General features: G+C 72.2%; 27 protein-coding genes. 10 read left to right on the top strand and 17 right to left on the bottom strand.

Annotated elements, in window-relative coordinates:
• Both P8T65_RS37055 and P8T65_RS37050 read right to left on the bottom strand, forming a co-directional pair.
• Complete coding sequence (locus P8T65_RS37055; protein ID WP_316729630.1) at positions 1-702, bottom strand: lysoplasmalogenase; 702 nt, start codon at positions 700-702, stop codon at positions 1-3.
• Positions 699-1,634 carry a sterol desaturase family protein gene (locus P8T65_RS37050; protein WP_316729629.1) on the bottom strand — a complete coding sequence of 312 codons (936 nt, stop codon included), beginning with the start codon at positions 1,632-1,634 and terminating at the stop codon, positions 699-701. Before P8T65_RS37050 ends, P8T65_RS37055 begins: the two co-directional genes overlap by 4 nt.
• A 190-nt stretch (positions 1,635-1,824) precedes the next feature.
• Between P8T65_RS37050 and P8T65_RS37045 the strand changes: the two genes are divergently transcribed.
• The 3 genes from P8T65_RS37045 to P8T65_RS37035 all read left to right on the top strand — a co-directional run bounded on the left by P8T65_RS37045 (position 1,825) and on the right by P8T65_RS37035 (position 4,000).
• Positions 1,825-2,823: a DEDDh family exonuclease gene (locus P8T65_RS37045; protein ID WP_316729626.1), complete on the top strand. Its 999-nt coding sequence runs from the start codon at positions 1,825-1,827 to the stop codon at positions 2,821-2,823.
• 80 nt (positions 2,824-2,903) lie between these two features.
• Positions 2,904-3,137 (top strand): hypothetical protein, encoded by a 234-nt coding sequence (locus P8T65_RS37040; protein ID WP_078853751.1) that lies wholly within the window; start codon positions 2,904-2,906, stop codon positions 3,135-3,137.
• Between the two features lie 59 nt (positions 3,138-3,196).
• Complete coding sequence (locus tag P8T65_RS37035) at positions 3,197-4,000, top strand: SURF1 family protein (protein WP_316729622.1); 804 nt, start codon at positions 3,197-3,199, stop codon at positions 3,998-4,000.
• A gap of 37 nt (positions 4,001-4,037) precedes the next feature.
• Here P8T65_RS37035 and P8T65_RS37030 read toward each other — a convergent pair whose 3' ends face one another.
• The 4 genes from P8T65_RS37030 to P8T65_RS37015 form a co-directional block, all read right to left on the bottom strand.
• A complete protein-coding gene (locus P8T65_RS37030) occupies positions 4,038-4,985 on the bottom strand; it encodes a hypothetical protein (protein ID WP_316729620.1) in 948 nt (315 codons plus the stop codon).
• Between the two features lie 285 nt (positions 4,986-5,270).
• Positions 5,271-5,459, bottom strand: a complete 189-nt coding sequence (locus P8T65_RS37025) for a YbdD/YjiX family protein (protein WP_184895736.1) — start codon at positions 5,457-5,459, stop codon at positions 5,271-5,273.
• A complete protein-coding gene (locus tag P8T65_RS37020; protein ID WP_316729617.1) occupies positions 5,456-7,606 on the bottom strand; it encodes a carbon starvation CstA family protein in 2,151 nt (716 codons plus the stop codon). Before P8T65_RS37020 ends, P8T65_RS37025 begins: the two co-directional genes overlap by 4 nt.
• 79 nt (positions 7,607-7,685) lie before the next feature.
• Positions 7,686-7,943 carry a DUF3311 domain-containing protein gene (locus tag P8T65_RS37015; protein ID WP_230214288.1) on the bottom strand — a complete coding sequence of 86 codons (258 nt, stop codon included), beginning with the start codon at positions 7,941-7,943 and terminating at the stop codon, positions 7,686-7,688.
• A gap of 195 nt (positions 7,944-8,138) precedes the next feature.
• Here P8T65_RS37015 and P8T65_RS37010 point away from each other — a divergent pair, with 195 nt between their 5' ends.
• The 5 genes from P8T65_RS37010 (at position 8,139) to P8T65_RS36990 (ending at position 13,439) form a co-directional block, all read left to right on the top strand.
• On the top strand, positions 8,139-9,695 hold the full coding sequence (locus P8T65_RS37010) for a sodium:solute symporter (RefSeq protein WP_316729614.1): 1,557 nt from the start codon (positions 8,139-8,141) through the stop codon (positions 9,693-9,695).
• Positions 9,692-10,396, top strand: a complete 705-nt coding sequence (locus tag P8T65_RS37005) for a SigE family RNA polymerase sigma factor (RefSeq protein ID WP_316729613.1) — start codon at positions 9,692-9,694, stop codon at positions 10,394-10,396. The genes P8T65_RS37010 and P8T65_RS37005 overlap by 4 nt, the downstream gene beginning before the upstream one ends.
• Positions 10,393-10,701, top strand: a complete 309-nt coding sequence (locus P8T65_RS37000; RefSeq protein ID WP_316729611.1) for a hypothetical protein — start codon at positions 10,393-10,395, stop codon at positions 10,699-10,701. The genes P8T65_RS37005 and P8T65_RS37000 overlap by 4 nt, the downstream gene beginning before the upstream one ends.
• Before the next feature lie 174 nt (positions 10,702-10,875).
• Complete coding sequence (locus P8T65_RS36995; protein ID WP_316729610.1) at positions 10,876-12,678, top strand: glycoside hydrolase family 15 protein; 1,803 nt, start codon at positions 10,876-10,878, stop codon at positions 12,676-12,678.
• 5 nt (positions 12,679-12,683) lie between these two features.
• A complete protein-coding gene (locus P8T65_RS36990) occupies positions 12,684-13,439 on the top strand; it encodes an SDR family oxidoreductase (RefSeq protein WP_316729609.1) in 756 nt (251 codons plus the stop codon).
• Positions 13,440-13,475: 36 nt separating this feature from the next.
• Here P8T65_RS36990 and amaP read toward each other — a convergent pair whose 3' ends face one another.
• The 5 genes from amaP to P8T65_RS36965 all read right to left on the bottom strand — a co-directional run bounded on the left by amaP (position 13,476) and on the right by P8T65_RS36965 (position 15,977).
• Positions 13,476-14,054 carry an alkaline shock response membrane anchor protein AmaP gene (gene amaP / locus P8T65_RS36985; protein ID WP_316729608.1) on the bottom strand — a complete coding sequence of 193 codons (579 nt, stop codon included), beginning with the start codon at positions 14,052-14,054 and terminating at the stop codon, positions 13,476-13,478.
• Between the two features lie 6 nt (positions 14,055-14,060).
• Positions 14,061-14,846, bottom strand: a complete 786-nt coding sequence (locus tag P8T65_RS36980) for a DUF6286 domain-containing protein (protein ID WP_316729607.1) — start codon at positions 14,844-14,846, stop codon at positions 14,061-14,063.
• Complete coding sequence (locus tag P8T65_RS36975) at positions 14,843-15,226, bottom strand: hypothetical protein (protein ID WP_316729605.1); 384 nt, start codon at positions 15,224-15,226, stop codon at positions 14,843-14,845. The genes P8T65_RS36980 and P8T65_RS36975 overlap by 4 nt, the downstream gene beginning before the upstream one ends.
• A complete protein-coding gene (locus P8T65_RS36970) occupies positions 15,223-15,408 on the bottom strand; it encodes a hypothetical protein (protein WP_316729604.1) in 186 nt (61 codons plus the stop codon). The genes P8T65_RS36975 and P8T65_RS36970 overlap by 4 nt, the downstream gene beginning before the upstream one ends.
• 83 nt (positions 15,409-15,491) lie before the next feature.
• Positions 15,492-15,977 (bottom strand): Asp23/Gls24 family envelope stress response protein, encoded by a 486-nt coding sequence (locus tag P8T65_RS36965; RefSeq protein WP_316729603.1) that lies wholly within the window; start codon positions 15,975-15,977, stop codon positions 15,492-15,494.
• Positions 15,978-16,064: 87 nt separating this feature from the next.
• Between P8T65_RS36965 and P8T65_RS36960 the strand changes: the two genes are divergently transcribed.
• The gene (locus tag P8T65_RS36960; RefSeq protein ID WP_316729601.1) at positions 16,065-16,886 is read left to right on the top strand and encodes a nucleopolyhedrovirus P10 family protein; all 822 of its coding nucleotides are present in this window, start codon (positions 16,065-16,067) and stop codon (positions 16,884-16,886) included.
• 135 nt (positions 16,887-17,021) lie between these two features.
• Here the strand turns inward: P8T65_RS36960 and P8T65_RS36955 are convergent, their stop codons facing one another.
• The 3 genes from P8T65_RS36955 to abc-f all read right to left on the bottom strand — a co-directional run bounded on the left by P8T65_RS36955 (position 17,022) and on the right by abc-f (position 20,108).
• Positions 17,022-17,813, bottom strand: coding sequence for an enoyl-CoA hydratase/isomerase family protein (locus P8T65_RS36955; RefSeq protein WP_184895719.1), 792 nt, complete (start codon positions 17,811-17,813; stop codon positions 17,022-17,024).
• A gap of 125 nt (positions 17,814-17,938) precedes the next feature.
• Positions 17,939-18,160: a helix-turn-helix domain-containing protein gene (locus P8T65_RS36950; RefSeq protein ID WP_006123601.1), complete on the bottom strand. Its 222-nt coding sequence runs from the start codon at positions 18,158-18,160 to the stop codon at positions 17,939-17,941.
• Positions 18,161-18,509: 349 nt separating this feature from the next.
• Entirely contained in the window at positions 18,510-20,108 is a 1,599-nt protein-coding gene (abc-f, locus tag P8T65_RS36945) for a ribosomal protection-like ABC-F family protein (protein WP_184895717.1), read from the bottom strand.
• A gap of 260 nt (positions 20,109-20,368) precedes the next feature.
• On the opposite strand from abc-f, the gene P8T65_RS36940 reads away from it, so the two are divergent.
• Positions 20,369-20,782 carry a VOC family protein gene (locus P8T65_RS36940; RefSeq protein WP_316729578.1) on the top strand — a complete coding sequence of 138 codons (414 nt, stop codon included), beginning with the start codon at positions 20,369-20,371 and terminating at the stop codon, positions 20,780-20,782.
• A 22-nt stretch (positions 20,783-20,804) separates the two neighbouring features.
• On the opposite strand, the gene P8T65_RS36935 is transcribed toward P8T65_RS36940, so the two are convergent.
• From P8T65_RS36935 to P8T65_RS36925, 3 genes are all read right to left on the bottom strand, one after another.
• A complete protein-coding gene (locus P8T65_RS36935; protein WP_316729577.1) occupies positions 20,805-22,202 on the bottom strand; it encodes a hypothetical protein in 1,398 nt (465 codons plus the stop codon).
• Between the two features lie 215 nt (positions 22,203-22,417).
• The gene (locus P8T65_RS36930) at positions 22,418-23,545 is read right to left on the bottom strand and encodes an alpha/beta fold hydrolase (RefSeq protein ID WP_316729575.1); all 1,128 of its coding nucleotides are present in this window, start codon (positions 23,543-23,545) and stop codon (positions 22,418-22,420) included.
• Positions 23,546-24,055: 510 nt separating this feature from the next.
• Positions 24,056-24,796, bottom strand: coding sequence for a class II aldolase/adducin family protein (locus P8T65_RS36925; protein ID WP_316729573.1), 741 nt, complete (start codon positions 24,794-24,796; stop codon positions 24,056-24,058).
• Positions 24,797-24,928 lie beyond the last annotated feature (132 nt).

Below are 24,928 nucleotides of genomic sequence, written 5' to 3'. Positions count from 1 at the left end.
TCACACCGTGGGCCGGGACACCTCCCCCTCCGCCGGGGTGCCCTCGGGGCGCGCGCCGGGGGTGCCTAGGACGCCCCGGGTCAGCAGGTACTGCGCCGCCAGATAGGTGAGCATGATCCACAGGTCGGGGCGGGGCGGCTGCGGCCACTCGGCGACGCCGGTCGCGATGAGCATGTCCGACACCACGAAGAGAGCGCCGCCGAGCCCCGCGACGAGCCCGAGCCGGGTGGCGGCCCACGCCATCGTGGTCAGCAGGGCGCTGTACCCGGCGACGGGGAGACGTAGCTCGACCGGCAGACCGGGCCACAGACTCGCGACGACGACGACCAGGGCGAGGCCGTACGCGACACCGAACGCGACAGCGTGCGCCGGCGGGCCGGGCCTAGGGTCTCTGCGGTCTCTGCCGAGTCCGGCGAACAGCACGAGGTAGCAGACGTGCCCCGCCGCGAAGGAGGCCATCCCGGCGAGGAAGGCCGGTTCGGCGTCGGAGAGGAGCAGTACGTCGCCGCCCCAGCCGAACAACAGGGCGACGATCAGCGGGCGGGGCGCGCCGCGCGTGTACGCGTACACCGCGAGCAGGGGCATCAGCAGGGGTTTGGCGACGAGGTGCCCCACGTCGAAGCCGGCGGCCAGGGACCCGAGGTCGACGCCGACGACGACCCCGAAGGCGATGAGGAGGACGGACTCCCTGCCCCGCCTCACGCGACGGTCTTCGAGGACGAGGACGAGGACGAAGATGACGGGGTCGGGGGCGGGGTCGTGGCCTGGGTCGGGCTCGGGGGCGGTGTGGGGGCCGGGATCGGCTGTGCGGGCTTCCAGCCGGGCCCCCCGAAGACCCGGCCCGCCCGCTCGCCCCAACCGTTCGCCCGCCTCAGGTCCTTGGCGATGGCGACGTACTCGTGTGTGGCCACCCGCAGCGGGTTGTACGTGTCGATGTTCTTCGTCAGGCCGTACACCGGCCGCTCGGCCTCCTCGACGAACGAGCCGAAGAGCCGGTCCCAGACGATGAGGATGCCGCCGAAGTTGCGGTCCAGGTAGCCGCCCTGGGAGGCGTGGTGGACCCGGTGGTGCGAGGGCGTGTTGAAGACGAACTCGAAGGCGCGGGGCAGCTTCCCGATGCGCTCGGTGTGGATCCAGAACTGGTAGACGAGGTTGGCGGAGGAGCAGAAGGCGAGCGCGGCCGGGTGCACGCCGAGGGCGATGAGCGGGACGTAGAAGGGCCAGACCGTCCAGGTCGTCCAGGGTTGCCGGAGGGCGGTGGTGAGGTTGAACTTCCGGCTGGAGTGGTGGACGACGTGACAGGCCCAGAGGATCCGGATCACGTGGTGGCCGCGGTGGGACCAGTAGTAGAAGAAGTCCTGCGCGAGCAGCATCAGCGGGATCGTCCACCACAGGACCGGGACGCGCAGCGGGGTCAGTTCGTGGATCGCGGTGTAGATCGCGACGATCGGGATCTTCCAGAGGAAGTCGAAGGCAAGGCTCCCGAGCCCCATACCTACGCTCGTCGCGGCGTCCTTCGCGTCGTACCCCGCGGCGTCCTCGTCCGGATGGATCCGGACGCTGATCACCTCGATCACGGTGAGCAGCACGAAGGCGGGTATCGACCAGAGCACGACATCGGGCAGGTTCGGCATGGGGGCACGGTAGAACCGCTGATGGACGGGGGCTAGACGTTGTTACTGACAAGTATTTCCGGCGGTACGCGCTTGCTTCTTGGCGCTCTCCACCAAACCAGGGGACGGTGCGGCAGCTGTCACTCCGTCACCTGTGCCGCTCCGGCGCCGGGTAACGAGCTGTCAGTCGAGGCCCGTATCCTCATGGACCATGCTCGAAGACCACACGACCGCAGCGTCGCAAGCGCCTTGGCCGGCCGCGTACCCACAGGGGTACGCGGTCGTGGACGTGGAGACGACCGGGCTGGCCCGGGACGACCGGATAATTTCCGCGGCTGTGTACAGACTGGACGCGCGGGGCGAGGTCGAGGACCACTGGTACACGTTGGTGAACCCGGAGCGGGACCCGGGGCCGGTGTGGATCCACGGGCTGACGAGCGATGTGCTCGAAGGAGCACCGCTGTTCAAGGAGATCACGGAGGAGTTCTCCGCGCGGCTCGCGGACCGTGTGCTCGTCGCGCACAACGCGGTGTTCGACTGGTCGATGATCGCCCGGGAGTACGCGCGCGCGGAGACCGAGGCACCGGTGCGCCAACGGCTGTGCACCATCGCGCTGTCGAAGGAGCTGGGGCTGCCGCTGCCCAACCACAAGCTGGAGTCGCTGGCGGCGCACTTCGGGGTCGTGCAGCAGCGGGCGCACCACGCGCTGGACGACGCCCGAGTGCTGGCGGAGGCGTTCCGGCCGAGTCTGCGGGTCGCCGCCGCGAGCGGTGTACGGCTGCCGCTGCACGAGTGCCGGCCGCTGACCGAGTGGCGGGACAGCCCCGCCGCACCCCGCATCGGACAGCAGGCGGGCCCCGGAGGCGGCTACGGCGGTTACCGGCCCACCAGTTGGCGGCCCGCGCGGAAGCGGCCTGCGTGCCCCTACCCCAACCCCGGGCGTTTCGAGGACGGCAAACCGCTCAAGCAGGGCATGCGAGTCGCCTTCTCCGGGGACACGTCGGTCGAGCGCGATCTGCTGGAGGACCGTGCGATCGAGGCGGGGCTGCATGTGGCGACGAGCCTGTCCCGGGTGACCAGTCTGCTCGTGACCAACGACCCCGATTCGAACACGTCGAAGGTGGTCAAGGCCCGGCAGTACGGGACGCCGGTGGTGGACGAGGCCGCGTTCGGGCAGTTGCTCCGCGATGTCGCGCCCGCCGACGAGTGACCCGTACGGACGGGTGATTGCCGGGCGACTCGCCCGGCATCCGCTCGCCCACGCGGTGACGACGGCTCACCCTGTGGCGCATGGCGAGATGCGAAGTTTGCGGCAATGACTACGGAATGACCTTCGAGGTCCACGCCCAGGGCGCGGTGCACGTCTTCGACTGCTTCTCCTGCGCGATCCACCGCATGGCCCCCATCTGCGAGCACTGCCGGGTGCAGATCATCGGCCAGGGCGTCGACGTCGACGGCCACTGGTACTGCGGCGCCCACTGCGCGCGGGCCGAGGGGAAGGCGGGCATCGTCGACAAAGTCTGAGCACTTCCGAGTGCGCACCCGCCCGAACACGCCCCACGACCGAGTTGTACGGTCGTGGGGTGTACCGCTTCCTGTTGTCCCGGCAGTGGGTGATCCTCGCGCTGGTCGCCCTCGTCCTGATCCCGACCATGGTCAGGCTGGGTTTCTGGCAGATGGATCGCTACGAGGAGCGCAGCGCGCGCAACCAGCTCGTCGCCGACGCGCTGGCCGCGAAGCCGGTGCCCGTGGAGCGGCTGACCTCACCCGGACACACCGTCACCAGCGCCGAGCGCTACCGCACGGTGACCGCGAAGGGCCGGTTCGACACCGATGACGAGGTCGTCGTCCGCCGCCGGGTCAACGCCGACGACGAGGTCGGCTTCCACGTCCTGACCCCGTTCGTGCTCGACGACGGCAGGGTGCTGCTCGTCAACCGGGGCTGGATCCCCGCGAACGGTCCGAGCCAGACCGCGTTCCCCGAGATCCCCGCCCCGCCCGCCGGCGAGGTCACCGTCACCGGGCGCCTGATGCCCGACGAGACGACCGAGGCGAGCGGCATCAAGGACCTCAAGGGCCTGCCGGACCGGCAGATCATGCTGATCGACAGCGAGCGGGAGGCGAAGCGCCTCGGGGCCCAGGTACTCGGCGGCTATCTCACGCAGACCGAGCCCGAGCCCAAGGGCGACACCCCGCAACAGCTGGGCAGCCCCGGTGACGAGAACGCCGCGCTGAACTACGCCTACGCCCTGCAGTGGTGGCTCTTCGCCCTCGGCGTTCCCGTCGGCTACGTCGTCCTCGCCCGCCGGGAGCGCCGCGACCGCGCGGAGGCGGCGGCCGCGGCGGAGGCCGAGGCCGAGAAGGAGAGCGCACCGACCCCGGTGTAGGTGTGGTTGCCCACGCCGGTGCCGGCGCCCGTGCCGGTCAGGCGTGGGTCGAGCGCTCCCGCCAGTACGTGAACGTGCGTTGCGGCTCGGGGAGCAGGTCCCACGGGTGGCGGGTCATATGGCGGCCCAGGCGTACGAAGACGGGGGCGGCCTCGACCGGGCGGTGTGCGCGGGTGAGGGCGAAGGCGAGGGTGTTGAGGTCGGTGACGGCCTCGGCGTGGGGTGCGGTGCCGACGTCGAACCAGCCCTTGAGGGCCAGGTCGATCTCGTGGACGGACCGGGGCTCGTTCCAGTTGCCGCCGCCCGAGCCGAGGGCGTCGACGGGTGTCGATCCCTGACGATGGGCCATGAGTTCGACGCGGGCCGCCACCGGGAGCAGGGCCAGCGGTGAGCCGTGGGGTGCGCGGGCGGCGGCCTGCCAGGCGAAGTCCATCATGTCGGGGACCGTGCCGTGTGCGCGCGGGGACAGATAGCGCAGCAGCCGGTGGTAGGACGTCCGGAGCCAAGGGGCCCGGTCGACGGCTTCCGTCCATACGGGCACGGCGTCCTTGACCGGTACGGCGCAGGTGTCCATCAGGGACAGCAGCGCCAGCCAGGGGGTGGGGTCCTCGGGGCAGGCCTCGGCGGCGCTGAGGCAGGCGTGTTCGGCGCGGCGGACGGCGGCCCGGTCGGTGGCGGCGGTGCGGTGCGACTCGACGAAGGCGCGCAGGGTGAGGGCGTCGCCGTCGTCCGGGCGGTCGGCCGTCCAGCGCTGGGGGACGGCGGCGGGGAGGCGTCGGGCCAGTACGGCGAGGCGGTGGGCTCGGCGGTCCCAGTCCCGGCCGGTGGTGCGGAGGAGGTCGGCCACGGGTTCCCATGGGGGGCGGGAGCGGCCGGCGCCGAGGCCGTGGAGTTGAGGGGTGGGGCGGAGTTCGGTCAGGGTCCTGTGCAGGGGGTCGTCGTCGAGTTCGGGGCGGATCAGGAGGGAGGGTCGGCGTCTCAGCATCTCTGGATCCGGGGGTCGGAGGGGGGTGGGTTCGGGTGGGTTCGGGCGTGTTGTCGGATGCGGGTCCGGTGGGGCTTCTCGCGCAGTTCCCCACGCCCCTGAAAGACCAGGCCCTGCGGGCCTGAAAGGCGACGACCCTGCGGGCCTGAAAGACGACGGGGCTGCGGGCCTGAAAAGCAGGGGGCGCAGCCCCTGCTTTTCAGGGGCGCGGGGAACTGCGCGACCAGCCCCCCACGCACCCGCACCCGACAACGCACCCTGGGCCGGCTCAGCAGGCCGACGCTCTCAGCAGCAGCGGCCCTCCGGGTGTTCCTCTCTCCGCCGGGTCCGCAGGACGTCGTACTCCCTGCGGGTCGGAAGCGGCGCCTTCGGGTGGTGTCGGCGGTGCCGCTCGCAGTAGCGGTCGTACTCCGCCTCGCCGGTCAGCTCCCGCAGGTACCAGCGGACTCCGCGCACCCAGCTTCGGGCGGTCACCGACCCGCTCCCACCAACTCCTTCTCGGAGCCCTCCTCGTCGATGCGGGACTCGACGTACGGGGCCTCGGTCGACGGCAGGGGCACCGGCGACCGTACGGCGCGGACGCAGACCACGGCGCAGTTGACCAGGACCGTGAGGACCAGCAGCAGGAAGATCGCCATGATCACGCCGTCGACCGTGTTGTTGGTGACGATCGTGTGCATGTCGTCCATGGTCGTGGCGCCCGGCAGGAGTTCGCCCTTGTCGATGGCCGCCGCGTACTTGTCGCGGAGGGCGAAGAAGCCGATGGCCGGGTTGTCGGAGAAGATCTTCTGCCAGCCCGCCGTGAACGTGACGGCCACGTCCCAGGCCAGCGGGATGCCGGTGACCCAGGCCCAGCGCAGCTTGCCGGACTTGATGAGGACGGTCGTGGTCACGGCCAGCGCGACCGCGGCGAGCAACTGGTTGGCGATACCGAAGAGCGGGAAGAGCTGCTTGATTCCGCCGAGGGGGTCGGTGACCCCGGCGTAGAGGAAGTACCCCCAGGCACCGACGACCAGGGCGCTGGTGATCCAGATGCCCGGCTTCCAGGTCACGCGGCCGATCGGCTTCCAGACGTTGCCGAGCATGTCCTGGAGCATGAAGCGCCCGACGCGCGTGCCGGCGTCCACGGTGGTGAGGATGAACAGCGCCTCGAACATGATCGCGAAGTGGTACCAGAAGGCCTTCATCCCGGCGCCGCCGAAGACCCCGGCGAAGATCTCCGACATGCCCACCGCCAGGGTCGGCGCGCCGCCGGAGCGGCCGACGAGGGTCTCCTCCTCGACGGCCTTGGCCGCCGCGGTGAGTTGCTCGGGTGTGATGGTGAAGCCGAGGTTCTTGACCGCCTCGGCGGCCGTGTCGACGGTCGGGCCGAGCAGCGCGGCCGGAGAGTTCATGGCGTAGAAGAGGCCCGGCTCCAGGACGCACGCGGCGATCAGGGCCATCACGGCGACGAAGGACTCCGTGAGCATGGAGCCGTAGCCGATCATGCGGACCTGGGACTCCTTCTGGATCAGCTTCGGCGTGGTGCCGGAGGAGACCAGGGCGTGGAATCCGGACAGGGCGCCGCAGGCGATCGTGATGAAGAGGAAGGGGAAGAGGGAGCCGGCGAAGACCGGTCCGGCGCCCGTGTGCGCGAACTCGGTGACCGACTCGGCGCGGAGGTTCGGGGCGGCGACCACGACACCGACGGCCATCAGGGCGATGGTGCCGACCTTCATGAAGGTGGAGAGGTAGTCGCGCGGGGCCAGCAGCATCCACACGGGGAGCACGGAGGCGACGAAACCGTAGCCGACCAGACAGAAGACCAGGGTCTCGGGGCTCCAGACGAAGTACTCGGCGAGCGAGGAGTCCTGGATCCAGCCGCCGCCGAGGATGGCGAGCAGGAGGAGGGCGACGCCGATGAAGCTGGTCTCCACGACTCGGCCCGGGCGCAGATAGCGCAGGTAGAAGCCCATGAAGAGGGCGATCGGGATGGTCATGGTGACCGAGAAGGTTCCCCAGGCGGACTCGGCGAGGGCGTTGACGACGACCATCGCCAGCACCGCGAGCAGGATGATCATGATGGCGAAGACACCGATCAGCGCGGCGGCGCCGCCGACCCTGCCGATCTCGTCCCGGGCCATCTGGCCGAGGCTCTTGCCGTCCCGGCGCATGGACAGGAACAGGACGATCATGTCCTGGACCGCGCCGGCGAAGATCACGCCCGCGATGATCCAGATGGTGCCCGGCAGATAGCCCATCTGGGCCGCGAGCACCGGTCCGACCAGCGGGCCCGCGCCGGCGATGGCCGCGAAGTGGTGGCCGAACAGCACCCGCTTGTCGGTCGGGTGGTAGTCGACGCCGTCCTCCAGCCGCTCGGCCGGGGTGGCCCGGGTGTCGTCGACCTGGAGGACCCGGCGGGCGATGAACCGGGAGTAGAAGCGGTAGCCGATCGCATACGAACCGAGGGCCGCCATGAGCAGCCAGACGGCCGAGATCTCCTCGCCCCGGGAGAGGGCGAGCACGGCCCAGCCGACCGCCCCGACGAGAGCGACGGCTATCCAGAGCGCGATCGATTTCGGCGACATTCGGGATCTTTCCGGCGCCCCGGGACCGGATTCGGGCATGACTGACGTAGACATGGCGGCTCCTGACTTCAACGGATGTGCTGCGAGAGAGGCAGAACGAAGGAAGGAAGAGGGGGTGGTGTGGGTGTGCGGCTCAGCGATGTCGGTCCGGACGCGGCCCGTCCGGGTGGCGGCGGTCCGGGCGATGGCGGTCCGTCAGCGCGTACGCGGCGAGCAGGCAGAGGCCGCATCCCGGGACCCAGGCGAGCTGGTACCAGTAGAAGAACGGCGTTCCCGCGAGCCGTGGCTGCGCACCGGCGTACCAGGGGACCCACAGCAGTCCCGCGGCGGGGGCGAGCAGCAGGACGGCGGTCGCGACGCGCCGTAGTCGCTGGTGAGCGTGGTGTGCCATGGGCTCTGCTCCTCTCCCGATCGCTGTGGGTCTGTGCAAGAGTTGCCCACCCGGCGGATTCGGTTGACAGCGCATTTCAGAAAGAATCCCCGAAGATTTCCCGCCGATTCGTGTCATCCGAACCCGCCGTCCACGCAACCAACACGCGAGGGCCGAGGTACAGCCGGGACCCAGGCACACCAAGGACGGTGACCCATGGCGGACGCTGCCATGACCGCGACGTTCCTCGCCGTGATCGGCGGAGCGTCGCTGCTCGCCGTCACCGCGCGCCGGCTGCGCCCCACCGACCGGCTGCCCTCGCTGGAGGGCTGGGCGCTGGCCGACCGGGGCCTCGGCCCGGTGTGGACCTGGCTGCTGCTCGGCGGCACGATCTTCACCGCGTACACCTTCACCGCCGTACCGGGGCTGGCGTACGGCAACGGGGCGCCCGCGTTCTTCGCGGTGCCGTACACGGTGATCGTCTGCCCGCTGGCCTTCGTCCTGCTGACCCGGCTGTGGGAGGTGGCCCGGCGGCACGGGTACGTGACCGCCGGGGACTTCGTGCGCGGCCGGTACGGGTCGGCGCCGCTCGCCCTGGTGGTGGCGCTGACGGGGATCCTGGCGACGATGCCGTACCTGGCCTTGCAGCTGCTCGGCATAAGGGCGGTGCTGACGGCCGGGGGACTGTATCCGAAGGGCGCGGCCGGTGACCTGGTGATGGTCGCGCTGTTCGCGGGGCTCGCCATGGCCACGTACCGGCACGGGCTGCGGGCGCCCGCCGTGATCTCGGCGCTGAAGGCGGTGGCCGTGTTCGTGTCGCTGACCGCCGTGTGCTGGCTGGTGCTGGAACGGTTCGGCGGTCCGGGCGCGGTCTTCGAGGGTGCGGCACGACGGCTCGGTGGCACGAGCGTCGAGGACTCCGCGCTCCTGCTGTCCCCCGGACAGCAGCCCGCCTACGCCACCCTCGCGCTCGGCTCGGCGCTGGCCCTGCTGATGTACCCGCACGTGCTGACCGCCGGGTTCGCCGCCGACGGGCCGCGCACGGTCCGCAAGGTCGCCGTGGCGCTGCCCGCCTGGACGGGGCTGCTGGCCCTCTTCGGCTTCCTCGGGGTCGCGGCGCTCGCGTCGGGGGTCCGGGCGCCCGAGGGCGGTGCCGAGGCGGCCGTACCGATGCTGGTGGACCGGTTGATGCCGGGCCCGCTGGCCGGACTGGTGTTCGGCGCGATCGCCGTGGGCGCGCTGGTCCCGGCGGCGGTGATGTCGATCGCCGCGGCCACCGGCTTCGTCCGCAACGTGTACGTCGAGTACTTCCAGCCCACCGCCACGCCCAAGCGTCAGGTGCGCATCGCCAAGGTGGTGTCGCTGACCGCGAAGGTGGGGGCGGTGGCCTTCGTCTTCGGACTGCGCGACCAGGACGCCATCAACCTCCAGCTGCTGGGCGGGGTGTGGATCCTGCAGATCTTCCCGGCGGTGGCGGTCGGCCTGTTCACCGGGCGGCTGCATCCCCGGGCGCTGCTCGCGGGGTGGGGCGTCGGCATGGTGACCGGCACCTTCCTGGTGGTGCGCGAGGGATTCTCGTCCATCGTCCTGCTGGGCGGCGGCTCGCTGGAGATCTACGCCGGCCTGCTCGCCCTCCTCCTCAATCTGACCGTGGCCGTGCTCGGCACCACGGTCCTCGAACGGCTCGGTGTCCCGCGTGGCGCCGACGCGACCGACCTACCGTCCCGCCTGACCGTCAGGCGGCGCCCCGAGACGGGAGCGAGCAACCCGTGAGACGCAGACCGCACATGCGTATACCGGTCACCCCGGCGGCCTCCGCACCGCTGGCCTCCGCCGAGCCGCTGGGGCAGGTACCGGCTCCGGCCGCCGCCGAACCCCCGGCCCCCCGTGCCGAGGCCCTGTTCCCCCGTCCGGCGCCGGGCCCGGACTCGCCGGCCGCGAACCCCGCGCTGCCACCGGGTGCGCTCGGGGACCCCGCCGACGTGGAGCGCGAGGCAGGTGTCGCCCGGCTGTTCGAGCTGCACTACTCCTCGATGCTGCGGCTCGCGGTGCTGCTGGGCGCCGACGACCCCGAGAACGTGGTGGCCGAGGCGTACTACCAGATCTACCGCAAGTGGCGGCGCCTGCGGGACGCCGAGGCTGCGGAGGCCTACCTCCGCTCCACGGTCTGCAACCTGACCCGGATGCGGATACGGCACCTCCAGGTCGCCCGCAGACATGTGGAGACACCGGTGGTGGAGGAGCCGGTCGCCTCCGCCGAGAGCACCGCGCTGCTCCACGACGACCAGCGGGTGCTGATCGGCGCGCTCCAGCAGCTGCCCGCCCGGCAGCGGGAGGCGCTGGTGCTGCGCCACTGGCTCGGGCTGAAGGAGAGCGAGATCGCGGCCGCGATGGGCATCTCCTGCGGCTCGGTCAAGACCCACACCGCACGCGGCCTCGCCGCCCTCACCCAGGCGATGGAGGCCCGGCGATGAACGACACCACCGGCAATGACACCACCGGTCACAACACTGGTCAGGACCGCACCGAACGGGAACTGGCCGCGGCGCTCGCCGCGCTGGCGGGCGGGGTGCACGCCGCGCCCGATGCCTACCGCACGGCTCGCGGGGACTGGCTGCGCCGGGAACGCCGCCGCCGACTGGTCCTGGCCGTCCTCGTCCTGGTCGTCTTCACCCTGGCCACGCTGCTCGGCCTCTGGGTCCTCAACCAGGCACCCTCCGGCTCCGGGGTGATCTTCTCGGGGGTGGGAGGGACGACGGCGGGCACCGGGCCCGGATGACAGGGGCGCGTCATCGCAGGGGGTGCCATCACCGTGCGCGTCCGCGGGTCGTGTGTGGCTGGTCGCGCCCACGCGGCGGAGCCGCATAGCGACACAGCCCCGCGCCCCTGGAAGTAGGGCTTCGCCCTCTTTCCTGCGGGACTGATCACCCCCCGCCCCGGGAACCCGCATCTCGTGCATCACCACATCGAGGACTACGCCCTGATCGGTGATCACCAGACGGCCGCGCTGGTGAGTCACCACGGTTCCATCGACTGGCTCTGCCTGCCGCGGTTCGACTCGGCCGCGTGCTTCGCCGCGCTGCTCGGTGACGAGGAGAACGGCCACTGGAGGATCGCGCCCGGCGAGGGCGGCGTCTGCACCCGGCGGTCGTACCAGCACGACTCGCTCGTGCTCGACACCGATTGGGAGACGGACGAGGGCGCGGTACGCGTCACCGACCTGATGCCGCAGCGCGACCGCGCCCCCGACGTCGTACGGATCGTGGAGGGCCTGTCCGGCCGGGTCACGATGCGCAGCACCCTGCGCCTGCGGTTCGACTACGGCTCGGCCGTTCCCTGGATGCGCCGGTCGGACGGTCACCGGGTGGCGGTCGCCGGCCCCGACTCGGTGTGGCTGCGCAGCGAACCCCGGGTGCGGTCGTGGAGCGAGGACCGGGCCACGTACGCGGAGTTCACGGTGGAGCCGGGCGAGCGGGTCGCGTTCGTGCTGACCTGGCACCCCTCGCACGAGCCCCGCCCCCGCCTGGTCGACCCGTACGAGGCATTGCGGTCCAGCCTGCACGACTGGCGGGCGTGGGCGGCGCGCTGCCGGTACGACGGCCCGCACCGGGACACCGTGGTCCGCTCGCTGATCACCCTCAAAGCCCTCACCTACGCCCCGACCGGTGGCATCGTCGCGGCGGCCACCACCTCCCTGCCCGAGGAGCTCGGCGGCGTCCGCAACTGGGACTACCGGCACTGCTGGCTGCGCGACTCCACCCTCACCCTCGGCGCGCTGCTGTCCTGCGGCTACCAGGAGGAGGCCGAGGCCTGGCGCGACTGGCTGCTCCGCGCGGTCGCGGGCGACCCGGCCGACCTGCAGATCATGTACGGCCTCGCCGGTGAGCGCCGGATCCCCGAGTACGAACTGCCGTGGCTGTCCGGCTACGAGGACTCGCGCCCGGTCCGGATCGGCAACGACGCCGTCCACCAGCTCCAGTTGGACGTGTACGGCGAGGTCATGGACTCCCTGTTCGTGTCCCGGCGTTCCGGGCTGCCCGGCAGGCCGGACATGTGGCGCATGCAGTGCGCGTTGATGGAGTACCTGCGGACTGCCTGGCGCAAGCCGGACGAGGGGCTGTGGGAGGTGCGTGGGCCGCGCCGTCACTTCACGCACTCCAAGGTGATGTGCTGGGTCGCCGCCGACCGGGCCGTGCGCACCCTGGAGGACGACCCGACCCTGGACGGCGGGGACCTCGAAGGCTGGCGGGCGCTGCGCGACGAGATCCACCGCGAGGTCTGCGAACGCGGCTACGACGCCGACCGGGGTACGTTCACCCAGTCCTACGGCTCCCGCGAACTGGACGCCGCGCTGCTGCTCATCCCCCTCATGGGCTTCCTGCCGCCGGACGACCCCCGGGTCGTCGGCACGGTCGACGCGATCCGCGAGGAGCTGTGCCACGAGGGGTTCGTCCGCCGATACAGCGCCGACCACCTGACCGCGGCGACGGGCTCCGTCGACGGGCTGCCGGGCGGCGAGGCCACGTTCCTCGTCTGCTCGTTCTGGCTGGCGGACGCACTGCACCTGACCGGCCGCACACGGGAGGCGCGCGAGTTGTTCGAACGGCTGGTGGGGTTGGTCAACGACGTGGGCCTGCTCGCGGAGGAGTACGACCCCGTCGCGGGCCGGCAGCTGGGGAACTTCCCGCAGGCGTTCAGCCACGTCGGACTCGTCGGCACCGCCCTCGCCCTCCACGACGGGAAGAAGGCAGGATAGGGGCCATGGATCTTGGGCTGAAGGACCGTGTCTACATCGTCACCGGGGCGACCCGGGGGCTGGGCAACGCGGTCGCGCGGGAACTCGTCGCCGACGGCGCGAAGGTGGTCGTCACGGGCCGCGAGGAGGAGAGGGTGGGTGCGGCGGCCGCCGCGCTCGGAGCGAACGCGGTGGGGGTGGCCGCGGACAACGCGGCCCCCGAGACCGCCGGGCGGCTGATCGCCGCCGCCCGTGAGCACTTCGGACGCTTCGACGGCATCCTGGTCAGCGTGGGCGGACCGGCGCCGGGGTTCGTCGCCGACAACACGGACGAGCAGTGGACCGCCGCGTTCGAATCGGTCTTCCTGGGGGCGGTGCGCCTGGCGCGGGCCGCGGCCGAGGAGCTGGGCGAGGGCGGCGTCATCGGCTTCGTGCTGTCCGGGTCCGTGCACGAGCCGATCCCCGGGCTGACCATCTCGAACGGGCTGCGGCCCGGGCTCGCCGGGTTCGCCAAGTCGCTGTCCGACGAGCTGGGGCCGCGCGGTGTCCGTGTGGTCGGCCTGCTCCCGGCCCGTATCGACACGGACAGGGTGCGCGAGCTGGACGGCATGTCGGCCGATCCGGAGGCGACGCGGGCGGCGCACGAGTCGCGGATCCCGCTGCGGCGGTACGGGCGCCCGGAGGAGTTCGGGCGCGCGGGGGCCTTCCTGCTCTCTCCCGCCGCTTCCTATCTGACAGGGATCATGCTGCCGGTCGACGGCGGGATGCGGCACGGATTCTGACCCGCAGCCGGGGCGGGCCGCCCGACCGGCCCACCGTCAACTCACCCTCTCCGCACGGTGTTTGGCCCCGCGCAGCCGGACCTCCGCCGGCAGCGCGTCCAGTCCCGCCGACTCCCTGGCGTGAGCCAGGGCCTCCGTCGTCAGCGTGTGCAGGGCGTCCCCCGGGTTCAGGTGGGGCTGGAGGAGGAGGCGGACCCGGGCCTCGGGCGCGTTGCGGCGGCCGGTCAGCCGGGCGTGGGCGCGTTCGACGCCGTCCGAGTCGGCCGCCTCGGCGGTGAGGACGCCCTCCAGCGCGCGCCCTCGCAGCAGTGCGCCCTCGCCGTCACCCGTGTCGACGAGCACCTCGGCGAGACGGTGGCGGCGCAGCAGGACCGTCAGCCACCACAGGGCGAGCAGGACGAGGACGGCGAGCACCGCGATCACGGTGGGCCACCACCAGCCGGAGTCGCGCCAGCGCGTCCGGTCGGCGTCGCTGAGCAGCACGTCCCCGCGGCCGTCGTACGGCCACCAGGAGGGCGGGTTCACGCCGAGCCCCACCGTGAGGACGGCGCCGCCGACCACGACCAGCACCAGCCCGACGAGTCCGAGCAGTACCCGGTTGACGATCCTCAGCATCGCGCGTCACCCCTTCCGGCCGGGGCGGCGGACATGCACCGAGAGCGCCGGGGGCCGGGACAGGCCGAGCCCCCGGATGCCGTCGGCGAGCGTGACGTCCAGGTCGGCCCGTACGTCGTCGAGTTCCCGGAAGTGGGACACCGCGCGGACGTCGACCCGCTTGCGCCCGGCCCGGACCCGCACGGACTGCACGCCGGACACCTCCATGGCCCGGTCGCGCAGGGCCAGCGCGGCGGCGCCCCGGTGCAGCCCGGCCCGTACGTGGGGGTGGACGCGGCGCATCGGCAGGACGTCACGCAGCCCGGGGGTGGCGGCCAGGACCAGCAGCCAGAGGCCGAGGAGCACGGCGACCGCGGCGCCGACGAGCACCCAGGCGTCGTCGAGGGGCCGCTCGGCGAGTTCCCGGGCGAGCGAGCGGCGCCACGCCATGGCTGGCCGGTCGGCACGGACGGCGACCACGTCGTACAGGAGGAGACCCGCGCCCGCGAGGAGCAGTACCGCGAGGACACCCGCGGGGACTCTGCGCGCGGACCAGAAGCGCCGCTCGCCGCCGTTCTCGCCCTTCTCGCCGTCCGGGGCGGGCGGCGGGTGGTAGGCGGAGGCGGACGCGGACTGGTCCGGATCGCGGCCGGCCGCCTTCTCGCCGACGGCCGCGTCGATCGGGTCGCCGCCCCGCTCCTCGGGCTGCTGCTCGGCGGTCCTCTCCGCGGCCCCGTCCGTGGCCTTTTCCGTGGCCTTCTCGATGACGGGTAGTCGTCGCGTGGTGCCTTCGGTGCGTTGGGGTTCGCTCATCGCGTCCTCCCCTGTGCCACGTCGTGTGCGTGTGCCAGGTGCAGCCGTTCCACCTGGACGGCCACCTCCGTCACGCGCATTCCCGCCAACGTCCCTACCCGCTCGATGACATGGCGACGCACCGCAGCGCACTGGCCACCGATGTCCGAGGGGTAGGGAAGCCCGAGCGTGACGCGGACGCGCGCGGTCTCATGAAGGACGACCACGGTGGCGTTCGGGGGCGCGGAGGCGGGCGCCGGCGCCTCCAGTGCCTCGCGCGCCGCCTGGGCGGCGATCTTCGCGACCACCCGGTCGGCGATCCGGGTCGCCCCGCGTTCACCGGGCGCGACGGTGCTCGTCTCCCGCGTCTTGGGGGGATGTCCGCCGTCCACCGGGTTCATCGGCGTCGGTCGTCACGCGGGCGGAAGAAGTCGCCCAGCTCCAGGTCCCCCTCCAGGAACCGGCCGACGACGAAGCCGACGGCACCCAGCGCCGCCACCAGCAGGAAAGCCCCGAATCCGCCGAAGTATCCGGCGAAGCCCAGCGCCATCCCGGCGATCATGCCGATCACGGCCAAGCTCATGCTGCGCTCCTAGCGACTCGGAGACTCCTGACACCGGACGAACGGGCTTCGAGGCACCTGTGCGGTGAGGGCGGAAGCTCCCCTCACCGCAGCCGGGACTCCGGCTCCTCGTCCTCCTCGTCCGGCAGCTTCACATCGCTGACGGCGATGTTGACCTCGACGACCTCCAGGCCGGTCATCCGCTCGACGGCCGCGATGACGTTCTCGCGCACATCACGGGCCACATCGCTGATGGACACCCCGTAGTCGACGACGATCTCCAGGTCGAGCGCGGTCTGCACCTCGCCGACCTCGACCTTCACACCCCGGGTCACGGACTTGGCCCCGCCGGGGACCCGGTCGCGCACGGCGCCGAAGGTCCGGGACAGTCCGCTGCCCATGGCGTGGACGCCCACCACCTCCCGCGCGGCCATCCCGGCGATCTTCTCCACGACGCCGTCGGCGATGGTGGTACGCCCCCGTTCCGCCGGATCACCGCCGCCGCGCCGCGTAGCCCTGCGTCCGACCTGCGTCGGCTCCTTGGTGGTGTCGGGCCCTTCCGTCCGGTTCCGCTCCGTCATGTCAGTCATGCCGTCAGTCCCTTCCGGTCGTCCCCCTCAAGCCCACAGTAAGCGCGGTTGCGGCACCGCGCGCCGGGGATGCGGCAGGCTGGAGGAATGACGGCTGACGGTTGGACGCAGGCGGTGCGCCGACAACTCGGGCTCGGCCGCGTACTCCCCCTGGGCGGCCCGCACGACGGCGCGTGGATCACGGAGAGCGCGGCGGGGACGACCCTGCGCCACGCGGCCGCGTCCCTGCGCGGGCTGACCCTCGGCGCACTCCGTATCTCTCCCGTCGACGCCGGTGAGGAGCCGGGTGGGGACGGGAGAGGCTCCGGGCACGAGACGGCGGTGCCGCGGCCCCCGAGTGCCCTGCCGCCCGGTCCGCTCCGGGTCACGGCCGACCTCGGGGCCACGGCGGGCCCGGCCGCCGAGCCCCTCCCGGCCACGGCGGCCCGGCTGCGGACGGCCCTGTTCACGGCCGCCGGGGAACGCCTCGGGCTGGCGCTGGCCGAGGTGGATCTCCGGGTGACGCATCTGGTGGAGGAGGACGCGGGGGTGTCCGATCCACTGGAGGCCGACGCGGCGCCGTCCGGCCCGGCGCCCGAACCGTCGCCCACCGCTGCGGCCGTGCCGACGGGCGACGACGAGGAGTCCCGGGTGGCCGCGGCGGCGCTCACCGTCCCGGGCGTCGCCCGTCTGACCGCCGGCCTCGGGGATGACGGTGTCCCGGCCGGGCTCGGCGGCCTCGGCGGTCTCGGCCGTGCGGTCGACATCGCCGCCGGGCCGGCTCTCCCCCGCCGCCATGTCCGCGTGGAACTGGCGGTGACGGGGGAACGACGTGCCCTGGACGTGGCCCGCGGGGTACGGGCGGCGGTGAGCGACGCGCTGCCGGACCACCCGTCGGTGGCGGTTCTCATCACGGCGGTCGACACCTGATCCCGCGTCCCGCGCCTGATCCCGCATCCCGCGCGTCCCGCATCGGACGGTCGGCTCGTGATCTCTGATCGGACGGTCGGCGTGTGCGCCCGAAGCGCGGCGGTCGGCCCCTGAGCCCCAGGGGCCACCGACCGGCTACTCGCCGATTCCCGCGAGGTCCCGCAGGCGTCGGGCCTGGGCCGCCCGCTCCGCCGCCCGCTGTTCGTCGTAGTCGCGGCCCTGGGCACCGCGCAGCAGCGCCTTGGTCTCGACGACCGCGTCCCGGGGCGCGGTCACCAGCGCCCCGGCGAGGTCGCGCACCGCGTCGTCGAGCTGGTCGGCGGGCACAGCGAGGTTCGCAAGGCCGATCCGCTGGGCCTCGTCCGCCTGGACGAACCGTCCGGTGAGGCAGATCTCCAGCGCGCGGGCGTACCCGACGAGGCTCACCAAGGGGTGTGTCCCGGTGAGGTCGGGCACGAGTCCCAGGCTGGTTTCGAGCATGGCGAACTGCACGTCGTCGGCGACGACGCGCAGGTCACAGGCGAGAGCAAGCTGGAAGCCCGCTCCGACGGCGTGTCCCTGCACGGCGGCGACGGACACGATGTCGTTGCGCCGCCACCAGGTGAACGCCTCCTGGTACTCGGCGATGGTCGCGTCGAGCCCGGCGTCGTCACGACGCGCGAGCTCGATGAACGACGGCTCCCCTTCGATGCCTTCGGGCGTGAACATCTGCCGGTTGAGTCCGGCGGAGAACGATTTGCCCTCGGCCCGCAGCACGACCACGCGGACGGAGCCCGGCACCGACCGCCCGGCCTCGGTGAGCGCCCGCCACAGGGCGGGGCTCTGCGCGTTGCGCTTGGCCGGATTGGTCAGCGTCACCGTGGCGATGGCGTCGTCGACGGTGAGCCGTACGCCGTCCTTGTCGAGCAGCGGTTCGAGCGAAGCCATGGTGCGCCTCCGATGGGTGCGGTCAGCAGAGCGATGGAGCATCACTAAGTGACTGCACAGTAACCACCCGGTCGATCAGCCGACCGACCGGGTGGCCACCATCGAAGCCGATGGGCCGCCCGGCGTCAGGCCGACGCGGCCTTCTTGCCCCGCGTCGCGCCGCCACGCCCTCGGAGCGTGACGCCCGACTCGCTGAGCATCCGGTGTACGAAGCCATACGAGCGGCCGGTTTCCTCGGCCAGCGCCCGAATGCTCGCACCGGAGTCGTACTTCTTCTTCAGGTCTGCCGCGAGCTTGTCGCGCGCGGCGCCGGTAACCCGGCTGCCCTTCTTCAGAGTCTCGGCCACCCGGTCCTCCTCATGGGAAGTGCGCTCTGGTCTCCTCATGATCACCCCTCCGGGGCGGGTTGGCCACCCATTCGGCAAGGTCCGTGCGACAAGGTTGTGACGACAGGAGCGCGTCCCCACGAGCGGAATCTGCGATTCCGCCCGGTCGTGTCCGTACGGCCGAACGGGTTGTTCCGTGAAGCCCCAGGTCAGAGACGCACGACGGCCGAGCCCTTCGCACAGAAGGGCTCGGCCGTGAAATCGATGTAGGACACACCTCGGTACGAGGAGATCTCACACAGATGATGGATCACCGATGGGCCGAATGATCCAGCGGCAGTTGATCAACGCATTGGATCAACGCATTGGATCAGGCGAGTGCGACGAGATCCGCGTAGTCCGCGCCCCACAGATCCTCGACACCGTCCGGCAGCAGGATGATCCGCTCGGGCTGGAGCGCCTCGACCGCCCCCTCGTCGTGGGTGACGAGGACGACCGCGCCCTTGTAGGTGCGCAGGGCGCCGAGGATCTCCTCGCGGCTGGCGGGGTCGAGGTTGTTCGTCGGTTCGTCGAGCAGAAGGACGTTCGCGGAGGACACCACCAGGGTGGCGAGCGCGAGACGGGTCTTCTCGCCGCCGGAGAGGACCCCGGCCGGCTTGTCGACGTCGTCGCCGGAGAACAGGAACGAGCCGAGCGTCTTGCGGATCTCGACCAGGTCCAGGTCGGGCGAGGCGGAGCGCATGTTCTCCAGGACGGTGCGCTCGGGGTCGAGGGTCTCGTGCTCCTGGGCGTAGTACCCGAGCTTGAGGCCGTGGCCCTCGATCACCTGGCCGGTGTCGGGCTTCTCGACGCCGCCGAGGAGGCGGAGGAGGGTGGTCTTGCCCGCGCCGTTGAGGCCGAGGATGACGACCCGGGAGCCCTTGTCGATGGCCAGGTCGACGTCCGTGAAGATCTCCAGCGAGCCGTAGGACTTCGACAGGCCCTCGGCGGTGAGCGGGGTCTTGCCGCAGGGCGCGGGCTCGGGGAAGCGCAGCTTGGCGACCTTGTCGGAGACCCGGACGGCGTCCAGGCCGGCCAGCAGCCGGTCGGCACGCTTGGCCATGTTCTGCGCGGCGACGGTCTTGGTGGCCTTGGCGCGCATCTTGTCCGCCTGCGAATGCAGGGCGGCGGCCTTCTTCTCGGCGTTCTGCCGTTCGCGCTTGCGGCGCTTCTCGTCGGCCTCGCGCTGCTGCTGGTAGAGCTTCCAGCCCATGTTGTAGACGTCGATCTCCGCGCGGTTGGCGTCCAGGTAGAACACCTTGTTGACGACCGTCTCGACCAGGTCGACGTCGTGGGAGATCACGATGAAGCCGCCGCGGTAGGTCTTGAGGTAGTCGCGCAGCCAGACGATCGAGTCCGCGTCGAGGTGGTTGGTCGGCTCGTCGAGGAGCAGGGTGTCGGCGTCGGAGAACAGGATCCGGGCCAGCTCGATACGGCGGCGCTGACCACCGGAGAGGGTGTGCAGCGGCTGGCCGAGCACCCGGTCGGGCAGGTTGAGCGCGGCGGCGATGGTGGCGGCCTCGGCCTCGGCGGCGTACCCGCCCTTGGTGAGGAACTCCGTCTCCTGGCGCTCGTACTGCTTCAGCGCCTTCTCCCGGGTCGCGCCCTGGCCGTTCGCGATCCTCTGCTCGTTGTCGCGCATCTTGCGGATCAGTACGTCGAGGCCGCGCGCGGAGAGGATGCGGTCACGGGCGAGGACGTCGAGGTCGCCGGTGCGGGGGTCCTGCGGGAGGTAGCCGACCTCGCCGGAGCGGGTGATGGTGCCGCCGGCCGGGATGCCCTCGCCGGCCAGGCACTTGGTGAGGGTGGTCTTGCCGGCGCCGTTGCGGCCGACCAGGCCGATGCGGTCGCCCTTGGCGATACGGAAGGTGGCGGACTCGATCAGAACGCGTGCACCGGCGCGCAGCTCGACGGCGGAGGCGGAGATCACGGACAGACTCCAGGGCGGATTGGGTGGCGGGTGTGGGCGGCTGAGGACGTTCCCGCCGTCTAATGCGCGAGGAGAATGGCCATGGGCCGATTCTAACTGGGGGCAGCAAGCGGTTTTCCGCCCGCGCGACAAGGGATCACGTGGTCTCGGTCACCGGACCCCCCTCCGCGTCCGCTGGGCGGGGCGATGTCAGTGGCGGGTGCAAAGCTGGGCAGTGGGTCCTTTTCCGGACGACAGACACAGACGAGGATGTGATCGGTATGACGGGCAAGGGCGACGGACGCCCGAGCATCTGTCCGACGCTGCTCTACGCGGACGCCCGGGCCGCCGTCAGGCAGCTCACGGAGGCGCTGGGCTTCACCGAGCTCTCGGTGTACGAGGGCGAGGACGGCATCGTGCGGCACGCCGAACTCACCCAGGGCAACGGCGCGGTGATGATCGGTTCCAAGGGCAGCGGCAGCGTCTTCGACGGCGCGATGAAGGGCGCGGGGCCCACCGGCGTGTACGTCGTCGTGGATGACGTGGACGCCCACCACCGGCGGGCCGTGGAGCACGGCGTGGAGATCCTGATGCCCCCGACGGACCAGGACTACGGCTCCCGGGACTACATGGCCCGGGACGCCGAGGGCAATGTGTGGAGCTTCGGCACGTACGCCCCCGAGACCGGCGGCTGACGCCCTCAGGCCCCCTTCCGGGTCAACTGCCCCCGGTGTGCACCTGGAAGGCGGCCCGGCGCACGGCCTTGGCGAGGGCCGGGTCGGGGTGGGCCGCGGCGAGAGCCACCAGGACCTGGACGGTGCGGGGGTGGCCGACCGCACGGACCTCGTCGAGCAGCGCGGGGACCGTGGGCTGCACGGCGGACTCCAGATGCCGTACGAGCAGGGGTGCCTCGCCGTGGTCGGCGACGGCGGCGGCGGTGTCGACCCAGAGCCAGGTGGACTCCTCCCGGGTGAGGACCTCGTGCGCGTCCTCGGGGTCGGCGCCGTCGTGCTCGGCGAGCCACAGCAGGGCGTAGGGGCGCAGCGGGGTCTCGTCGGCGACGGTGCGGACGTCGGGTTCCGCGGGGGCGCCCACGACCCTCAGGGCCTCGAAGGCGAGGCCCCGGATGAGGGCGTCCTCGCCCCGGGCGGCGTCGATGAGTTCGGTGACGGCGCCGCCGACGGGGCGGGCGGCGAGCCAGGCGCGGTATTCGGCGCGGGCCGCGTTCGGGCGGAGCTGGGCACAGCCTCTGAGCATGTCCTCGGCGGAGACCTCGATGTTCCCGGCGGGGCTCTGCGCGGCGACACAGATCTGTTCGAGTTTGACCCAGACCGCCCAGCTGCCGAGCGGGGTGAGGGTGGCCTGGCCGTCGCCGTAGGTGAGGGCGCCGACGGAGGCGAGGGCGCGCAGCGACCAGTCGAGGAGCGGGGCGAGGGGGGTGTCCTCGGCGGTGGGTTCCGCGCCGGGCTCGGGCTGCGGCCCGTAGGGGACCTCGCAGCGCTCGGTGCGCAGTTCGGTGACCCGCTGTTCCAGGAGGTCGAGGAGCTGCTCCACGGGGACGGGCCCGGCGGAGAGCTGGAGGAACGAGAGGACCTGGGGCATGGCCGAGACGACCTCGGCGACCGCCGCCGGCTCCCGGTCCTCGGGTTCCGGGTAGGCGATGGACCAGGCGTCGAAGAACGCGACCCAGCCGCGGAGTACGGCGCTGTCGTCGCGGTTCCAGGCACGCAGGCGCCAGCCGGGGCGTGCGCTGTCGCCGTGCACCTCGACGAGTCCGGCCAGGCGCGCCGTGTCCCAGTCGTGGCGGACCTGATCCGGGGTCAGCCCCAGGTCGGCGGCGGCCCGTTCGGCGGTCGCGACGGAGAGGGTGCCCTTGCCGTCGGGGCTCGCGCCCTCGCGGCCGGGGCGCAGCGCGGCATCGGCCCAGCGGGCGACGCGGGCCGCGTCCGACAGGACGGCGCGGGCCATGCGGGCGAGTTCCACGGGCGGCGGTGTGCCCTCCGGGGGCCGGGGAGCCGGTCGGCGGCGCTGGGTCACTGCTGCTCGGGGAGCGGCGGCCAGGGTTCGCGGGCCGACGAGTCGGAGCCTGGAGTCGCGCGGATTACGGGACGTCACGGGGGCAGTCTTCCGGTTGACGGTCCGAAAACCCAAACGGAATGTCACAGCGGGCGACAGGGGTGGCCAACGCACGGGTTCTCCCAGGGGCCCGCACCGAGGCGGATCGCCTTGGTGCGACGCTAAACGGAATGTGGCGTACCTCTCCCTGACGGTCCGGCCGGGGCCTTCCCCGGGTCCCGCGCCGACCGTGCCGTGGACGTGCCTCGGCGGACCTACATCAGGGGGGTGAGGAAGCGGCGGAGCGCCTCTTCGTAGGCCTCGGGGTCGGCGTTCCACATGGCGCCGTGCGGGGCGTGGCGGACCGTGCGGAGGCTGACCCGGTCGGGGCGGCGCGCGGCGAGGCGCCGGGAGGGGCCCCAGGGGGCGACGGTGTCGTCGGGGCCGTGGAAGAGCAGGGTCGGGGTCCTGAGCCCGGAGGCGTCGGAGCCCTGGTCACCGGAGGCGACGCGCAGTCCGGTGCGGCCCTGGGCGGCGCGGACCGCGAGGGGCAACAGGGCACCGGGGGTGCGGCGGGCGGCCGCGAGGGCGCGGAGGGTAACGGTCCAGTCGAGCACCGGTGAGTCGAGGACGAGTCCGGTGACGCGGTCGCGCAGCGCGGAGCGGGTGGCGGCGTGCAGGGCCATGGTGGCGCCGGTGGACCAGCCGAGCAGCACGACCCGTTCGGCGCCGAACCGGACGGCGTGGCGGATGGCGGCGTCCACGTCGCGCCACTCGGTCTCGCCCAGGTGGTTCAGGCCGTCCGGGGAGCGGGGGGCGCCCGGGTCGCCGCGGTAGGCGAGTGTGAGCACCGGGAAGCGGTGGCGGTGCAGGAACTCCAGGAGGTTCAGGGGGTGTTCGCGGGTGGTGCCCAGGCCGTGCACGGCGATCACCCAGATGTCCCGGTCCGCGGGCGTGAACCAGGCGGGCAGGGTGCCGAGTTCGCCGGGGATCTCGACGTCGTCGTGGTCGAGGCCGAGTGCGGTGCGCGGGTCGCCGCGGTGGAGGGCGGGGGTGAGCCACACCTTGTCGCCGGGCTCCAGGGTGCCGTGGGTGACACGCTCCAGGCGGCGTACGACCGTGTCGGGGGCGTGCGGGGCGCCCTCCAGGACGGCGCCGACGACGGCGTGGGAGTCGCCACCGGTGAGGCCGTAGGTGCCGGGGCGCCGGGAGGCGAAGGCGCGGGTCAGGGCGATGCGGCCGGCGGCGGTGGCGTGCACGGTCAGCCGGGGTTCCGTGGGCAGCGGTTCGCCCGGCGGCGCCTTCAGCGCGACGTCGCTCGCCAGCCGGCCCGCTGCGACACTGGCCGCACCGGCCGCGAACGCGACCCCGACCGCGGCGACCGCCGCTTTGACTGCACCCACGCCTCCAGTGTCCTGGCCGCCCCCGCCTCAGGCCAGTGGGCACCGACACCGGAGTGACCGGGGTGGCGGGTGCGGGACCTGAGGCGGACCTGATACGCGCATGCACCCGCGTGCTCGGGTGCCTCCGGCTTCCCGGCACCGGTCCACGGGGACCGGACGCGGGCCGGCAGGTGCTGGTGGTCTAGGCCCTGTCGTCACATTCCCGTCGTCGCCCGAAGGGCGGCCCCGCGGCGTCGTGGGGGTACCTCCCGGTCGAGCGCAGCCGAGACCGGGGGAGCGTGCTCTCGGCGTGCCGGGCACTGACCCGCGTACCGGACGTACTCGGGTCGGCGCCCGGTGCGTCGAGAGCACGTGCAGGGCGCCGCGGGGCAGGCGGGAATGTGACGACAGGGCCTAGGAGACCGCTGAAGATCTTGCTCTGGCCGCCCGACTCACCCTGGATTGCCGGTAAATGTCAATTGCCATCAAGTAGGGCAAGCCGGGCGCATTTTCAAGATCTTCAGGACGCTTCTAGCGCGGCTGGCCGTAGTCGTGGAGGTGGGTGGCCGCTGTCGCCAGTTGGGCGGGGGTCAGGAGGTGAGGAGTGCGGCCCGGGACCGAGGACGCCGTCAGCCAGACTCTGGACATCCATTCGAGCTGGGCCGTGCGGTCGTAGGCCTCGGAGAGCGTGTGACCGTAGGTGATCGTGCCGTGGTTCTGGAGGAGACAGCCGGTGCGCCCTGTCAAAGCGCGGAGCATGTTCTCGGCCAACTCCGGGGTGCCGTAGGTCGCGTAGGGGGCGACCCGGACCGGTCCGCCGAGGGCGGCGGACATGTAGTGGATCAGCGGGAGCTCGCTCACGAGGGTGGAGACGGCCGTCGCATGGACCGCGTGGGTGTGGACGACGGCCCGCGCATCGGTGGTGTTGTGGATCGCCAGGTGCATGGGGAGCTCGCTCGTCGGGCGGAGCGTGCCGAGGACCTGCCGGCCGGAGAGGTCCACGCCCGTCACATCGTCCGACGTCAGACGGTCGTACGGCACTCCCGTCGGGGTGACCAGGACGGTGTCCCCGACCCGCACGGACACGTTCCCGGAGGTGCCCACGACCAGGCCGTCGGCCACCGTCCGGCGGGCCGTCCCGACGAGGTCGTCCCACGCGCGCGCCACGTCCTCCGGCACTCCGCCCCGCCGCGCCTCCCACACGCCCCGTGGACCTTCGACCGCGTCGCCCCGCTCGCCGCGGGCGTTCCCGTTCCCCTGCTGCTCGACCATGCCGCGATCCTGCCAGGCGGCGGGCGACGGCGGGCCGCGGCCCGGCGGAGGGCCAGGCCTGCATGCGCAGCGGGGCGCGGCCCGGCGATGGGTTCATATGCGCACAGGTCATGGGGAGTTGGGATTGGCCGG

Origin of the sequence: Streptomyces sp. 11x1 (genome assembly GCF_032598905.1) — a bacterium.
Lineage (GTDB): Bacteria > Actinomycetota > Actinomycetes > Streptomycetales > Streptomycetaceae > Streptomyces.
Note: the sequence above shows the minus strand (reverse complement) of the source record. Positions and strands in the feature narration are given on the sequence as shown.

What these genes read in the sequence shown, in the direction of transcription:
- P8T65_RS37050 (WP_316729629.1), bottom strand. Translation starts at nt 1,634, where the DNA reads ATGCCGAACCTGCCCGATGTCGTGCTCTGGTCGATACCCGCCTTCGTG.
- P8T65_RS37045 (WP_316729626.1), top strand. Translation starts at nt 1,825, where the DNA reads ATGCTCGAAGACCACACGACCGCAGCGTCGCAAGCGCCTTGGCCGGCC.
- P8T65_RS37040 (WP_078853751.1), top strand. Translation starts at nt 2,904, where the DNA reads ATGGCGAGATGCGAAGTTTGCGGCAATGACTACGGAATGACCTTCGAG.
- P8T65_RS37030 (WP_316729620.1), bottom strand. Translation starts at nt 4,985, where the DNA reads ATGCTGAGACGCCGACCCTCCCTCCTGATCCGCCCCGAACTCGACGAC.
- P8T65_RS37020 (WP_316729617.1), bottom strand. Translation starts at nt 7,606, where the DNA reads ATGTCTACGTCAGTCATGCCCGAATCCGGTCCCGGGGCGCCGGAAAGA.
- P8T65_RS37015 (WP_230214288.1), bottom strand. Translation starts at nt 7,943, where the DNA reads ATGGCACACCACGCTCACCAGCGACTACGGCGCGTCGCGACCGCCGTC.
- P8T65_RS37010 (WP_316729614.1), top strand. Translation starts at nt 8,139, where the DNA reads ATGGCGGACGCTGCCATGACCGCGACGTTCCTCGCCGTGATCGGCGGA.
- P8T65_RS37000 (WP_316729611.1), top strand. Translation starts at nt 10,393, where the DNA reads ATGAACGACACCACCGGCAATGACACCACCGGTCACAACACTGGTCAG.
- P8T65_RS36990 (WP_316729609.1), top strand. Translation starts at nt 12,684, where the DNA reads ATGGATCTTGGGCTGAAGGACCGTGTCTACATCGTCACCGGGGCGACC.
- amaP (WP_316729608.1), bottom strand. Translation starts at nt 14,054, where the DNA reads ATGCTGAGGATCGTCAACCGGGTACTGCTCGGACTCGTCGGGCTGGTG.
- P8T65_RS36980 (WP_316729607.1), bottom strand. Translation starts at nt 14,846, where the DNA reads ATGAGCGAACCCCAACGCACCGAAGGCACCACGCGACGACTACCCGTC.
- P8T65_RS36975 (WP_316729605.1), bottom strand. Translation starts at nt 15,226, where the DNA reads ATGAACCCGGTGGACGGCGGACATCCCCCCAAGACGCGGGAGACGAGC.
- P8T65_RS36970 (WP_316729604.1), bottom strand. Translation starts at nt 15,408, where the DNA reads ATGAGCTTGGCCGTGATCGGCATGATCGCCGGGATGGCGCTGGGCTTC.
- P8T65_RS36965 (WP_316729603.1), bottom strand. Translation starts at nt 15,977, where the DNA reads ATGACTGACATGACGGAGCGGAACCGGACGGAAGGGCCCGACACCACC.
- P8T65_RS36960 (WP_316729601.1), top strand. Translation starts at nt 16,065, where the DNA reads ATGACGGCTGACGGTTGGACGCAGGCGGTGCGCCGACAACTCGGGCTC.
- P8T65_RS36955 (WP_184895719.1), bottom strand. Translation starts at nt 17,813, where the DNA reads ATGGCTTCGCTCGAACCGCTGCTCGACAAGGACGGCGTACGGCTCACC.
- P8T65_RS36940 (WP_316729578.1), top strand. Translation starts at nt 20,369, where the DNA reads ATGACGGGCAAGGGCGACGGACGCCCGAGCATCTGTCCGACGCTGCTC.
- P8T65_RS36925 (WP_316729573.1), bottom strand. Translation starts at nt 24,796, where the DNA reads ATGGTCGAGCAGCAGGGGAACGGGAACGCCCGCGGCGAGCGGGGCGAC.